The sequence below is a fragment of the Lactococcus formosensis genome (assembly GCF_037892375.1).
Taxonomy (GTDB): domain Bacteria; phylum Bacillota; class Bacilli; order Lactobacillales; family Streptococcaceae; genus Lactococcus; species Lactococcus formosensis.
This window is the reverse complement of record NZ_CP141721.1, coordinates 1,596,637-1,610,738: the sequence shown is the minus strand read 5'-3', so window position 1 is coordinate 1,610,738 and position 14,102 is coordinate 1,596,637. Positions and strand designations below refer to the sequence as shown.

General features: G+C 40.0%; 15 protein-coding genes. All 15 read right to left on the bottom strand.

Annotation, left to right across the window (positions count from 1 at the left end; translation table 11 throughout):
• Positions 1 to 41 precede the first annotated feature (41 nt).
• Complete coding sequence (gene abc-f, locus VNN39_RS07820) at positions 42 to 1,946, bottom strand: ribosomal protection-like ABC-F family protein (RefSeq protein ID WP_339007014.1); 1,905 nt, start codon at positions 1,944 to 1,946, stop codon at positions 42 to 44.
• 104 nt (positions 1,947 to 2,050) lie between these two features.
• Positions 2,051 to 2,902 (bottom strand): MurR/RpiR family transcriptional regulator, encoded by an 852-nt coding sequence (locus VNN39_RS07815; RefSeq protein ID WP_017369282.1) that lies wholly within the window; start codon positions 2,900 to 2,902, stop codon positions 2,051 to 2,053.
• Positions 2,903 to 2,983: 81 nt separating this feature from the next.
• Positions 2,984 to 3,472, bottom strand: coding sequence for a glutathione peroxidase (locus VNN39_RS07810; RefSeq protein WP_017369281.1), 489 nt, complete (start codon positions 3,470 to 3,472; stop codon positions 2,984 to 2,986).
• 75 nt (positions 3,473 to 3,547) lie between these two features.
• Positions 3,548 to 4,252, bottom strand: coding sequence for a 16S rRNA pseudouridine(516) synthase (locus VNN39_RS07805; RefSeq protein ID WP_338997329.1), 705 nt, complete (start codon positions 4,250 to 4,252; stop codon positions 3,548 to 3,550).
• Between the two features lie 49 nt (positions 4,253 to 4,301).
• Positions 4,302 to 5,402 carry an RNA-directed DNA polymerase gene (locus VNN39_RS07800; protein ID WP_338997328.1) on the bottom strand — a complete coding sequence of 367 codons (1,101 nt, stop codon included), beginning with the start codon at positions 5,400 to 5,402 and terminating at the stop codon, positions 4,302 to 4,304.
• A complete protein-coding gene (locus tag VNN39_RS07795) occupies positions 5,362 to 6,000 on the bottom strand; it encodes an RQC domain-containing protein (protein WP_338997327.1) in 639 nt (212 codons plus the stop codon). Before VNN39_RS07795 ends, VNN39_RS07800 begins: the two co-directional genes overlap by 41 nt.
• A complete protein-coding gene (locus VNN39_RS07790; RefSeq protein ID WP_165712743.1) occupies positions 5,969 to 6,568 on the bottom strand; it encodes an HRDC domain-containing protein in 600 nt (199 codons plus the stop codon). The genes VNN39_RS07795 and VNN39_RS07790 overlap by 32 nt, the downstream gene beginning before the upstream one ends.
• The gene (locus VNN39_RS07785) at positions 6,561 to 6,989 is read right to left on the bottom strand and encodes a four helix bundle protein (protein ID WP_017369276.1); all 429 of its coding nucleotides are present in this window, start codon (positions 6,987 to 6,989) and stop codon (positions 6,561 to 6,563) included. The genes VNN39_RS07790 and VNN39_RS07785 overlap by 8 nt, the downstream gene beginning before the upstream one ends.
• A gap of 784 nt (positions 6,990 to 7,773) precedes the next feature.
• Positions 7,774 to 9,381, bottom strand: coding sequence for a DUF6273 domain-containing protein (locus tag VNN39_RS07780; protein WP_338997326.1), 1,608 nt, complete (start codon positions 9,379 to 9,381; stop codon positions 7,774 to 7,776).
• A 91-nt stretch (positions 9,382 to 9,472) separates the two neighbouring features.
• Positions 9,473 to 9,598 carry an adenine methyltransferase gene (locus tag VNN39_RS07775; RefSeq protein WP_165716378.1) on the bottom strand — a complete coding sequence of 42 codons (126 nt, stop codon included), beginning with the start codon at positions 9,596 to 9,598 and terminating at the stop codon, positions 9,473 to 9,475.
• A gap of 233 nt (positions 9,599 to 9,831) precedes the next feature.
• Positions 9,832 to 10,182, bottom strand: a complete 351-nt coding sequence (locus VNN39_RS07770) for a hypothetical protein (RefSeq protein ID WP_338997325.1) — start codon at positions 10,180 to 10,182, stop codon at positions 9,832 to 9,834.
• Between the two features lie 674 nt (positions 10,183 to 10,856).
• Positions 10,857 to 11,372 carry a DinB family protein gene (locus VNN39_RS07765; RefSeq protein ID WP_338997324.1) on the bottom strand — a complete coding sequence of 172 codons (516 nt, stop codon included), beginning with the start codon at positions 11,370 to 11,372 and terminating at the stop codon, positions 10,857 to 10,859.
• A gap of 315 nt (positions 11,373 to 11,687) precedes the next feature.
• Positions 11,688 to 12,248: a hypothetical protein gene (locus VNN39_RS07760; RefSeq protein ID WP_338997323.1), complete on the bottom strand. Its 561-nt coding sequence runs from the start codon at positions 12,246 to 12,248 to the stop codon at positions 11,688 to 11,690.
• Positions 12,249 to 12,615: 367 nt separating this feature from the next.
• A complete protein-coding gene (locus VNN39_RS07755; protein WP_338997322.1) occupies positions 12,616 to 12,918 on the bottom strand; it encodes a hypothetical protein in 303 nt (100 codons plus the stop codon).
• Positions 12,919 to 13,162: 244 nt separating this feature from the next.
• Positions 13,163 to 14,098: a helix-turn-helix transcriptional regulator gene (locus tag VNN39_RS07750; protein WP_338997321.1), complete on the bottom strand. Its 936-nt coding sequence runs from the start codon at positions 14,096 to 14,098 to the stop codon at positions 13,163 to 13,165.
• Between the last annotated feature and the right edge of the window lie 4 nt (positions 14,099 to 14,102).

Genomic DNA, 14,102 nt, shown 5'->3' with positions numbered 1-14,102 from the left:
TTCTTGTTATATAGTCTAACAGATTTACTGTAAGTTTGCAATCATAAACTTTCTAAGCTTTCCATTGCTTCCAGTAAGTTCATCTCTGTTTCTTCTTTTTGTTCATCCAGTTCGTCGAGTGCTGCTTGGAGTTTACCTAGTTTAACAAAGTCATCTGTTATGTCTAACATAGCTTGGGAAATTTCTTCGCTTTGTTGTTCTAGTTCAGCAAGTTTTTCTTCCGCAGCATTGACTTCACGTTCTAACTTGCGACGGATTTTCTGTGCTTCTTTTTGTTGCGCATAGTCCATCTGGCCCGAACTTTCTGGTTGTTCTTCCAAAACAACTTCTTGCTGTGTCTCTTCTTCTTGGCGTTTTTTCTCTAAATAGTAGTCGTAATCGCCCAGGTAAAGTTTACTTCCTTGAGGTGATATTTCGAGGACTTTGGTCGCAACACGGTTGATAAAGTAACGGTCATGACTGACAAAGAGTAAAGTACCATCGAAGTCGATCAAGCTATTCTCCAAAACCTCGCGGCTGTCGATATCCAAGTGGTTGGTAGGTTCATCCAATACAAGAAAATTATCATGTTGCATAGCGAGCTTCGCCAAAAGAAGACGTGCTTTTTCTCCTCCCGATAACATCGAAACAGTCTTTTTCACATCTTCCCCGCTGAAAAGGAAAGCCCCTAAAAGATTACGTATTTCTACTTCTGGTAAGAGACGATGCTCATTCCAAATCTCGTCAAGAACACTGTTAGAAGGTGTCAGCGCCCCTTGTTCTTGATCATAGTATCCTAAGTCGACATTCGCTCCCAGCTTCACCTGACCCTTAAGAAGAGGAATTTGACCAATAATTGACTTAATCAATGTTGTTTTCCCGATCCCGTTTGGTCCAACAATAGCAATGGCATCATGTTTGCGTGTATCGATATTGATAGGTTCAGCGAGGACTTTATCGTATCCCACTGCTGCATCTTCAACTGTAAGAACGATGTTGCCCGACTTTTTAGCTGGGGAAAAGGTCATATGTGCAGCCGCTTCACTTCCGGTCGGTGCTTCAATACGTTCCATCTTTTCCAACTTCTTCTGTCGTGATTGGGCGCGTTTTGTTGTGGAGGCACGAACCATATTTCGAGCAACGAAATCTTCTAATTTTTCAATTTCTTTTTGTTGCTTATCATAGTTCTTTTGTTCAGTGGCTAGCATCTCTGCTTTAAGTTCAATATATTTACTGTAATTTCCTGCAAAGCGTGTCAGCTTGCCTCGTGAAATCTCCAAGGTCTCTGTCACAACTTTATCTAAGAAGTAACGGTCGTGACTGACAATCAAAAGACTTCCTGAATAGTTTTTCAAGTAAGTTTCTAACCATGCCAATGTTTCAATGTCCAAATGGTTGGTTGGCTCATCCAAAATCAACAAATCAGGCTTTTCCAAAAGCATTTTTGCCAAAGCCAACCTTGTCTTTTGTCCACCAGATAAGGAAGAAATAGCACGGTCCCACATCTTCTCATCGAAACGAAAACCATTAAGTACCGACTTGATCTCTGCTTCATAGGTAAAACCGTTGGCTTGACGGAATTCTTCAGACAAAGCATCGTAACGGTGCATCAAACTCTCTAAGTCATCACCCGTTAACTCCGACATCTGTAATTCCATCTGGCGCAATTGTCGCTCTGTTTGACGGAGTTTTTCAAAGACTGTCAACATTTCTTCAAAAATGGTTAACTCTGAAGAAAGTCCTGTATCTTGAGCCAAATAGTTTAAATGCAAGTCCTTGACCTTAGAAATCGATCCTGCTGAAGGTTCTTCAACGCCTGCAATAATCTTCAATAAAGTCGATTTCCCCGCACCATTGCGTCCGACTAAAGCCATGCGTGAGTGGTCCTGAAGATTAAAATTTATATTTTCGAATAAAACATCGCCACCAAAAGTGCGTGCTATCCCATTCCCTTGTAGTAAAATCATTCTTCTATTTTAACATAAAAAACTTTAAGGTAAAGAAAACAGTAAAAATCGCGCTTCACAACGAAAACGCCAAGATTTTTACTGTTTTTATGTATAACTTCACATCAATAATTTTTTTCCAGATGACGAACGATATCTAAAGAACGAATCACTGATTCGCGTGCATCATCAAAGTTTTTGCTGACATAGGCATAAAAGAGCAAATCGATGAGATACAATTGTGCCAGCATTGAAACCGTAGCCGCATGCCTAAACTCAAAATTCTCACCTGATAGGGATATAAGCGGATATTCGGCACGTTTAGCAAGACTTGAGTTTTCGATACCGGTAATCGCAATGGTTTCAATCTTTTCAGCTTGAGCCAAATCAAGCATAGCTAAAACTTCACGGGATTCCCCTCGGTCACTGACAGCGATAAAGAGTTTCTTTTGACTATTATTGGTTAAATTGACAGCCATCGTGTGTGTATTGTCCGCACAAATACTGATTTTGCCAATACGGTTCAATTTTTGAGCCAGGTCTTGAGCCACAAGAAAAGAGGCCCCAATCCCGAAAATAAAGATTAAATCTGCTTCACCAATCAGATCAACTGTTTTGGCAAGCCTCTCATTGTTTAAATGCCCATTAACAAGCTCCGTCATATGATTAATACGCGTTTTTAATTTCGATTTTATCGAATCAATCTCTTCATTAGGACGTAATTCTTGAAAATCTGTATCTGATTGGGAACTTGCCTTCCAGACAGAAAGTTGCTGCTTAAGTTGGGGAACACCTTCAAGTCCGATGGATTTGACAAAGCGAATAACTGTAGCTGGTGAAACTTGACTATTTTTAGCAATGTCTTGGGTGCTTAGGTTGATAACAGCCTCAGGAAAAGCGAGAACATACTTCCCAACTTTGGACTCGTTAGGGGAAAGTTCTCTTAATTTCGTTTGGATTTCGAGCAGAATATTCATGACTCAATTATAGCATAAACCAGCTATAAATATGAGCTTCTTTATGATGATACCAAAAGAAAAAACAGGAGGCATATGCTCCTACTTTTCTACTTTTTCAAGCTCTTTTTTAATATCTTTGGCAATTTTTTCAGGTTCTGTTGCTGGAGCATAACGTGCGACAACTTCTCCCTGAGCGTTAATCAAGAACTTCGTGAAATTCCACTTAATTTTTTTTCCAAGCGGGCTTCCTTTTTCTTCTTTTAACCATGTATAGAGCGGGCTTTCATCCGCGCCATTAACATCAATCTTTTGAAAGCGTGGGAAAGTTGTTCCATAGTTCAATGTACAAAACTGATCGATTTCATCAGCTGTGCCAGGCGCTTGCTCTTTAAATTGATTACAAGGAAAATCGAGAATTTCAAACCCTAACTCTTTATATTCATCATAAAGTTTTTGGAGCCCATCATACTGTGGAGTAAAACCACATCTGGTCGCAGTATTCACTACAAGTAGCACTTTTCCTTTATAGTCGGATAAAGAGATATCATCTCCTTGTTTTCCCTTCACTGTAAAATCATAAATAGGCATAGTGACACTTCCTTTCTTCATCGGCTCTAAGTGATAATGATTATAACACTTGCCCTATCAGACTGTCAAAGAATCTTACTTTCTCATATAAGTCTTCAGACTCAAGATTTCTTGCTGGGTGAGAGGGCGATAAGCGCCTGGTTGCAAGCCTTCATCTAAGACCAGCGGTCCGAAACTTACACGTTGCAGTTGCTCAACTTTTTTACCTAAAGCTAAGAACATCTTCTTGACCTGATGATACTTGCCTTCTTGGATAGTAACCTTAGCATGATGCGCATCTAAAATTTCGAGTTGCGCTGGCTGCGTACGTACGCCTCCGATAAATTCAAGGCCTGCCGCAAAGGCAGCTCTATCACTTTCTTCAAGTGCTTCCCATGTCTCTACGAAATATGTTTTAGAAACATGTTGCTGTGGCTTAAGCATATCGATGCCCAGCGGCCCATTGTCCGTGATGAATAATAATCCTGTCGTTAAAAAGTCAAGCCGTCCCACAGGATAGAGTGCAGCATTCTTTTCTTCCACAAGGTCACGATAAGTGGGCAGGTGCTCGTCTTTATTGGCTGAAAGTACACCAGCTGGCTTATTCATCATAAAATAATGATGTCCAAATGTTGTGAGCTGTTGCTGATTGACAATAACTTCATGCATCTGAGGATCGACATTGCGACTTAGGTTATACTCTACTTCTCCATCAATTATAATCTTTCTGGTCCGTATCAAGCGTTTGCGTTCTTTCTTGTCCTTCCATCCATTGAGGAACAGGTAGTGATCTAGTCTCATATTTGTCTATTTTAACAGAAATAATATTTATTCTGTAGTGCTATATTTTTTATTCAGAAGTCCTACTCTGGTCGCTTATTTCATAAAGGGTTTCAAATACTTCTTCTCCAAAAAGCTTTTTCTCAAAATGATAAGTTTGTCCTGACTTCAAGTGTCCCTCATGTGAAGCTAAGATATTCTCTAGTTTTTCAAAATCAATCGTGCCGTTATAAAAATCTCGTTTGCGTTTTTTAATATGTTTTTTCAAGCGAACTTTAGCTTGAGGTTTCAGCTTTTGCACAAGTTTTCCTGTCACAGTCAGATAAAATCGATAGCCTAGATACTCAACACCCTCACGCATAGCGACAATGCTGGTTTTACCATTTAATGACAAATCGAGTTCTTCAGCGAGAAAAGTTCTTATCTGCTCAAGGGCTTCACTCAGCTTCATCTTATCCTCATGAAGGATAAGAAAGTCATCCATGTAGCGGACATAGTGCTTAAAGCCTAGACTTTCTTTGATAAAACGGTCTAAAAAGGACAAATAATAAAGGGCAAAATGTTGGCTAGAATAATTTCCGAGAGGCAATCCTCTTCCACCCAGATTATCAAAGGAGTCAATCATATTATAGAGCAGAGCTAAAGTTGTACTATCAAAAGGTTCTCTTGCTAGTTTTTCTTTTAAAAGCACTTGATTGATCGAGGGGAAAAACTGGGCAATGTCGCATTTGAGGACATACCCTTTATTTCCTGAAGCTTTGTAAAACTTATAGAAATGATATTTGAGCCGTCCACGCCCAAAATGGACCCCTTTGTCTATTTGACAAGCTGCATTGTCATAAATATAATGACGTGATAAAACAGGAAAAACGGCATGATCAGTAATCCAGCGGTTCACTACTCTATCCGAGTATTGCGCTGCAAAAATTTCCCTGCGCTTGGGTTCGTGGACTTCAAAGCTATAATAAGGCTGATGCTGATAAGTTCTATTTTTAAGCGCGTCATACATCTCTTGTAGATTATCCGCCAGCTCATATTCAAACTGATTTACCACAGACTTATGCCGCTTGCCTTTGACATTATCATGAAAAGCATCATAGAGGTACTCTAACCTACATATCTCATCATAATCAATCCGCTTCATGGATAAGCTCCAAAATTTCTTTACCATAATTTTTCAAGACTTCCTCAGATAGCCCATAGTCGCCTAAATCCTCCATGGTGTGCGGACGCTCATGAGCAATACGCTTGAGGATAAAATTAGTAGCAACCTCAAAAACTTGTAGTCCCAGATAGCGCTCCCTTAATCGTCTGGTCGCATGGCTACGCCAGACACGAAGCTGTTCAAAGAGGGTAAGCTCCTGCTCAAATCGTAATATATCTGCCCGACTGAACTCGGGCGGTTGTGCCAAGAGCGGCTTAGGGTTGAGCAAGTGCGCTAAGCCATCACCTGATAGACCAAAAGCAAAACGACCACCCGATAGACGGCGCATTTTGAGTAACCCTCGATTCATAAGCAGATAGATGAGGTTTTTTATCTCCATCTTGTTCAGCTTAGCCAGCGAGCCAAAACTACTGTTGCGCTGTAAGTCAAAAGTCAATATGGTCGCTGTCTTTCGTCCTTGAAGAAGAGCAATCAAGAGACTCAAAGAAAGCGCACGGTCACATTCGGCTAAAGCTTTGAAAACCACTTGGGCATCTGCTTGATAGTTGTTAAAGTCAAAAAGGTCGAAGACCTCAAACTCCTGTATCCAGTCCCGCTCCTGCATAAGTCCCCTCTCTAATAATCATATCTAAAATATCTTGCCCAAAAGCTTCCCATTTGCTGGGACCAATACCGTTAATCTTTAGAAATGCTTCCTTTGTTTTGGGCCTTATACTGTCCAGCTGACTCAGCACCTTATTATCAAAAATCATATAAGGTGGCCTATCAAGTTCTTTTGCTTTAAAAGTACGATAATTGCGTAGCTCTAACATGAGGTTACTGTCTTTTTTAACTTTTTCTTCTGAGCCTTCTTTAATCTTGATATAGGGCTTTAAGCCATACAGAAAATCCAATCCTGTTTTGGAAACAGAGAGTACAGTCAAATTGGAAAAATGATTTTCATATATTAAGTCAGCCTTTATAAGTTGCTGTATTAAATTCAAAGTCTCCTTATAGCTTATATCCTCAGAGAGCAAGCGCCCGTAAGAAGCGCTAAGATTGAGTTGGTGTTGGATAATTTTCTTTGATTTTGAACCGTGTAAAAAGCGAGCGAGGTTTTCTACATTTTGAAAACTTCTGGCCTCAATGATACCTTCTAAGATAAGTTTTGCTTTTTGGTTTAGATCAGACATGTGTTACCTCTTTTTCTTGAATAAAGTCTTCATAACGTAGACGGTCGGACTTGTGCCAAGCCCCTAACATACGTCCTACACTTGAGATGAGTTTGGTCAGATTGGCAAACTCTCCCTTAGAAATCCCACCATACTCGACAGCCACATCTGCCAATGTCCCTAAGATATTGACTTTAGCGAGAGCATCTACATGCAAGTTTATCCGTTGAGTGAGAATCCTCCCCGCATCTGAGCCTGCCACATAAGAGTTATTGGCTTCGTAGATGTCTTGCAGTATATCTAGAGCAAGAGTTTCCATCTTTTGAAAGAGGGAAAAGCGGTATTTTTTAGGTCCTTTGGACGTTAGCTTGAGCACTTCTCTTAAGAGTAGTTTGGCTTGCGCAGCCAGCTCAAATCCTTTTGGTTTTGCGATATTTTTCATCTATTTCTCTGTTTCCTTTTCTCAAAAAAAGACAGCCTCTCTATTCGAGAGACGTCTCATTTTTTACAGCGTGTGCGCGTTTACTGAAAAACGCAAAGGTCCGCTCCTGACCGTTTTGAAGGACAAATGGTCGTATGTACTGCTCATGCCAACAACTTTCCGTCATCACGCATTTTCTGTGTGCTCAGTTTTCTGAACGATCACAAGGGATTTTGACTCTCAACTAATGAGATACTCAGCCAATCTATATAAGGATTGGCGTTCCTCATTAGTGCCTTCAGGCACAATGAGGATAGTGTCATATCGTACTACACGTACACAGACTCCCTTAAAATATGGCACGGATAACGTAAGCAGTACTTCACGTTATATCAGGCCAAAGATATGCTGGACTTGTTTTCTCCTCTTCAAGTTTCTCTAGATTGGAGCATCACTTACTTACACCGTCCATCGCCTTAAGGCAATAGAATCAGGAGTTCAAGTGACAAATCTGTCTTTCATATCCTGTCTCAAGTCAGGACGGACTCCTCCATTGGTATTGCTATTCGTGCGATCATTATTGCCATTCAAGTTGCCATTGGTATTCACATTCCAAGCATTCGTGCCAGGCGCAGGAGTACGTTTTATAGTCTGTTCCCTAGATCATCTTTTTATGCCATAAGTCCATTGGGCAAATCTTTTCCGTGCGGGGCGCTACCGCGCCCTTACTAAGGAAAAACGCGGCGGACAAGCCACCTAAGGGCGGTGTCGCTTCGCTCCTGGCCCAAGCGCTTACGCGCTAGGATTATTGATGAAGGATTAAGGCAGGACGGACTCCTCCATGGGTATTGCTAAGCGTGCGAGCAGCATTGCCAGTCAAGTGGCCAAAGGTATTCACATTCCAAGCATGCGTGCCAGGCGCACGAGTACGTAGCCACCACCAGCCTAGAAGAGCGCCAGAGCTACCGCGTTGCGCATGATTAGGGAAGCCTAAGCCTTCACCAGATAAACGTGCAACATCCGCAAGAGATAGAGCAAAGGCACGACGTGTCCCTCCCGAAACAATTTGAGTAATATCTGACGCAACATCTCCCTCTAAGTTGTTTGGCATCCATCTTGTACCCTCTGTAAAGGTAACATCTCCATCCGCAACTTCTCCGGTCGTAAATTCATTTGCCACAGGCTGAACCATAGCTTGGACTGCAGAATCAAGCTCGCCGTACCAAGTACTCAATGTTTCATCAAGCTGATTCCAAGAACGACTACGGATAGAATCATTACGGATAATTAAGTGGTTACCGTTACCCATATCTTCAAGATAACGGTACTGTTCATTTGCCATCGTAAAGATACGGCCAGGATTCATAAGGTGGAAAGTAAATTCTGATGGTGCACTGTTTTCATCATAAGCGGGATTACCAAAGTCATCATCGACGGCATTATTCTGCACCCCTTCAAGGAAATAATCGAGGTTAGAGTCGTGGTTTTCCCCATCATTGGTAAACTCCTCACTGTTATCCGGACTGATGAGCTGACTGTCCACATGAATACCGTAATAATAAGTTCCATTGAAGACTGTATCTTCGATAGCAGAGGTCATCTCAGCTGCATCTAGGAGATAAGAGGTTGCTTCTTCTGGCTCTAGCATTGACGCCCAGTAAGCCCAGCCTGTTTCTTGATCCATTACCCAGAAGTTACCAATTTTTTGATTATTGGGTAAGTTGAACCACTCGGTCATTGTTATTGGCGCATGTTGCTCTTGCAAGTTTTGAGCTGTTTCACGTGTCGCTCCATCTGTACCACCATGCCAAACAGTGTTCGTTGGTCCTGAGCCATTGGTATAAGTCACACCTTCTTCCCAATAGCCATCTGTTCCATCTCCGGGATGGGTCACGTCATCTGAACCATCTGCCAGGTCACGGGCATCCCCTGCTGCAGCAGTACTGAGGTCTAAGTTGTTATGGTTAAAGGTTGGGAGATACCATGGCGCTTCTCCTGCACGGCCAAATCTTAGGTTGGAGTATCGGTTAAAGGCAGCACCCGATCCTGTACGCGTTCTGATGTTACTTGCGCTTGGAATGTAAGTGGTCCACGTGTCTAAGTTTTCTCTTTCTGTACCATCAACCAGTGGTGTAGGGTTTGAAGCTCCTGTTCGTTGGGTTTCTAAATACTCCGACAGGCGGATACGTGCCATGATGGGACGCTCGCCATAGTTTTCCACGAAGACATCCTTGTTTTCTGTGTCACGGTTATAGTAGTCATGGATACGGCCTCCGACATTGACTTGGACTTCATTTTCCCGGTCGTTAATGGCTTGTTGGTTAAAGGCTGTGAAGGCGAAAGTACCTCCGATTAAGCCGAGCAGAGATAGGATAGCGATATTCCGCAGTTTCCGTTTTTTATCTGGTGTCATAGGTTTTCCTCATTTCTATTGATTATTGTAAATGCCAAAAAACGCTCCAAGGGTCCTGAGCGTTTGGGTGCAAGTAAAAATAGGCGGATGTCTACCGCTGGTGCTGTGCTGTGCTGTGCTGTGCTGTGCTGTGCTGTGCTGTGCTGTGCTGTGCTGTGCTGTGCTGTGCTGTGCTGTGCTGTGCTGTGCTGTGCTGTGCTGACCGATTATAAGTCATCTGCTTTACCCCTTCAAGTATTTTGTTATCATTAAGCAACGATAATAACATCTATATAATATTATTGTAATGTTTTTCTTATGATTTTCAAAATAATATCAGGCATCAGCACATTGAGTACTCTATAGAGTAAGCTTCATTACTGAAAATGCTATTTTCTTAAAATAGAAAAAAGGAAATCGTAAAGCCGATTCCCTTTTTTAAATTTTATTCTCTGTCATTTTTTAATACATCTATACCATCATAAATAATATAATTTCTAGAAAAAAACCAATAATAATAAATCCAAAAATACCTTTCCAAGTCTGAAGACCCCTAGGATGATTGGGGTTAATTGTTTTTCCACACCTATAAATCTTAGGCACTTTAAATGTAGTTGTATCATCACTATAGGCTTTTTTATAAAATATATAACTGGATCTTATGGTTACAAAGACACAGATAGCCTCAATTGCTAGAAAGAACCCCGCTCCTTGAAGGTTGCCACTAAAGGCCAGACTCAGCATTAAAAACATACATAATACGGATAAAACACCTCCGATTTTAGAGCTGGTTCTCACTTTTTTTATTTCATTATCAGTCATCAGAATACTTCCTTTCTCACTTTTACTGTAGCACAAAAAATTTATCATATTAGTTTGGATGTAAGCTGTGAGATTCCCTGCTTGGATTATAACATAAATCCACAAGTCTGATACTTCTATGACATATAAAAAGTAAATCCTAAGTATAAAAGTGACATCGCGACAGTTATAATGATCCAAAGTATTTTTCCACAGATAGAATCAACGTTAATTTTAATTTCTGAATCTACTTTTTTGAGACATCTATTATTTGTATTTGCACTTTCTCTTTGAGAAACATCTGTTTTCTGTAGGATATAAGAAACTATAGAATATACAATAAAAGACACAACCGTCATTATACCAAGTATTCGTCGTAGTGCTTGATAGGGTGTGAAAAGCAAGATTAAATTAATCAGCACAAGCAACATAACCAAACAAAGTGAGATTATAAATACGACAAATACATAAAATTTTTCTGGTTTTTTATCTGAAATTTTTGAAACCCTCCCTTCTGAATCTCTAGTCTATTTGGCTGAATTAAAAAAAAGTAGCGCATAACTCTGTTGTCATCGAACTCCTTATACTTTAATCTTGTATAAAATATAATCTTCAAGAAGAATAACTTTATGAGAAAGAAAAAAATGAATACTCGTAATTGAAAAGTTCGAAGAGGACTAACTCTTGCCATTGCTTCAGTCACGTTCCATACTTCCCACTCTTTGTTCTTTCTGAGCGCCATAAGCAAAACGTATACTTCCTATTTCTGCAGCGTTTTTCATCAACTCCATGTTTAGCCAACCTGCAATCTCATAAAAAGGGTTGTCCTGAAGTGGCCATTGCTTTGATTTTGGCTGGGCAAAGTCTGCTTCTGACATTTCCAATAAGCACGTACTCCATTGATTTTTAAGGTTCGTCAGGTGTGCATAAGCTGAATTTACATCATTTGGCCAAGAAATATCCTCGACCTTCAAATGACCATCGCCAAAGTTATGATTAAGTGCCATTGACCACCAAAAATCCATATGCCATAAGATCCAGGCAATGGTAGGCATACCAATATCATAGCCTTCTGTTTCTGGAAATCCTTGAGTTGAGACGCTCGGTTGGGTCACCTCAAAAGACATCTCCTCTACCGAGATATCGCTCAAATGATAATCCAGCAAAGACCAAGCAAGCTCAAGTTGGGACAATAAACTTTTTTTAATCATCTGAATACTCCGTTCTATTCATTTGCTACTCCATTATTTTTAGGAGTCTTTCATACTTTCTCCAAGTCATCCGCAACCTTCTCTGCATCTTCTTCATTAGACGAAAGCTGATTAGGGAGATGCTGTACCTCCGGGTGCTTAAGAGTACACAAAATTTTTTAATAACTAATGCGTAGAGCTCTAAGCAGTTCGAGCATTTTTTCTTCTGCCAGAGCCTCAAAAAGGCTTCCCTATTCATCAATATTTATTTGAAGTTCTTCAAGCTTATTATTTCAAATAGAACAGCGTATCCGTTCTTCTATGATAATTCTTTTTCTAATTTATTTTTTCTATTGGAATCAAAATCTCACTACGTTCTTCTTTATATCCTTGGTTATCATTTGGTGAGAGGATGAGTTTATTTCCTTCCCAACACATCACCATGCTCGGATGCTCATCGATATGCATTGGATTTTCAAACTGCGAATAATCATAATACAAGATGTTGTCTGTTACTTGATAGGGAAACTCAGAAATAATAACTGCTTTATTTTCCGCGCCTCCGCTCTGGAAAGCCTGCCTCACTTGATCAGTAAATCGTACATTTTGTTGACTCCCTTCTGACCACCACAGATAACGCTGTAAATCTTCTCGTGTAGGAGACACATCATGTTCGATAGAAAGTGCTGTTGGAATAACTTCTTGCTTTTTATAAGTGTGTTTAGGCTCTGAAGTCTTATTTTCTTGTTTTCTTGAAGACTGCACTACTTTTTCATGTTCAAATAGAGATGTCTGTTGACCTTCTTCCAATGTTATTGACATTATTTTGATCAATAGAACTGCAACGACTCCTCCAGCAATTAAAACAAGAGCTGATAATTTCAAAAAATTTTTCACGCTATTCCTCCACATGTCATTTTATTTTTTAAAATCTCTAAATTGCAAAACTGGAATCTCATAGAGTTTGTAGTACCGCCAATGCTTGTGCTTCTAGGTCTGTAAATCGCTAGTGAAACTTCAGCACTATTCTTATCTAAAGAATATACTGATTGCATTTATATAGTCTATTGTAATGTTTTTCTTATTGGATTCAAAATATTTACCGAGTTAACAGACTTTGCTTGGGTGAAAAAAACTCTCCATCTTGGAGAGTTTTTCTAATAAGTAAAGCAATCGTATTGAACTGCAAACAAAAAGGTTAGCATTTTACTCTGTATTCCACGGCATTTTCTTCCTCTCTTGTTTCAATCAGCACATATATTTTTTACAGACCAAGCAAGTCTTTAAAACTTTCTACTGCTCCACCCACTTGTTCCCCAAGCTCAGGTAACTGCTCAGAGGCACCATCTAAAAGGCCACTTGCATTTTCACGCGCGCCGTCTACCAGATTTCCTGCCTGATCTGCGAAGTCTGCTGGAACATTTTCCGTCAATGTGTTGCTTACTTCTGACAAATCACCACCGACTACATTAGAAAGTGTTTCTACCACATCTCCCCCTAAAAGCTCTTGTGCTTGGTCGGTCAAGCTTCCCAAGTCCAAGTTTTTCGCAAAATCAAAAAGTCCCATTTTTATGTCTCCTTTGTTTTTTATTATTTTATCACTTTTCATCAAGAAGACCACATGATTTGCTAGCACTCTAGTAAATACGACTGGGTATCGTGTAGATAAATGAGATAGTAGGTTGCAGACAGGACAGCTAAGATAATCAAGCTAATGATAAGAATTAGGTGATTGTCTACCGCACATAAAAGAATTCCAAGTTGTGAAGGGTCCTAATACACTCTTCTTTTTATCGGCTTCAATATAAAAATCATTCCATCAATGAAAGCATATCCTTCAAGTGCTTCACGTAAGCTTTTTTCAACTGTAGCGGCTCTTCTACTACTAAATGTTTTCCAAAGGACGTTAAATAATGCACCATATAGTTTAACTCTGTCTCGTGATAACCGCCTGTCATATAAAAAATACCATCTATTTCTTCCAGTTCCATATTAGGATAACGATGTTTTAAAAAGGACTCCTTACCAAACTTAGTCAAACGGCAGCGAAAGGGAATATTGTGAAACTCACTTTCATATGTTTTTTGGAAGTCATTGAGTTCTGTCAACGTATAAGTACGTTTAAGATGCTCTTCTAAAGCAACATCAACCATATAATCACAACGATAAGTGCCCCATTGCTCTGCAAAAATATCATAAGCACTCGAAAACCAAATCCCATCACGATAAAAGATTTCATTAAATTGTAAATGAAGCTCCGCCCTTTCATACTGGGTATAAACCAGCGAAACAACCTTACTTTCCAAAATCGACTGCAAAATCAAGGCTAAAGCTTTTGGCGGATTAATCGGTGGCACACTATAATAATGAACAACTTTCAAGAGCTTGTCGATTTCTTTTTGCTGTGCTTGAGGTAAAAGAACAGACAATTTTTGCTGGATTTGTTCATAAGATTTTTCAAAAGGGGTGCTGGTTAGCTGTTGCAGCGCAGATAGAGCAAAGAATATCGAATGAATCTCATCACTATTAAAGTGAACAGGGGGTAATAATCTTTGATTGATGATTTTATAGCCACCGTATTTCCCTGTTTCGGAGTAATAGGCCAGTCCCATTTGCCCCAAGGCTTCAACATCACGTAAAGCTGTCCGTTTCGAAATATCAAATTCTCTCATGAGGTCTTTGAGTTGAAACTCGTGTTTGTCGCTGAGGTAGATGAGTTCTTGGTTCAGACGTACTGATTTTTCCATTTTA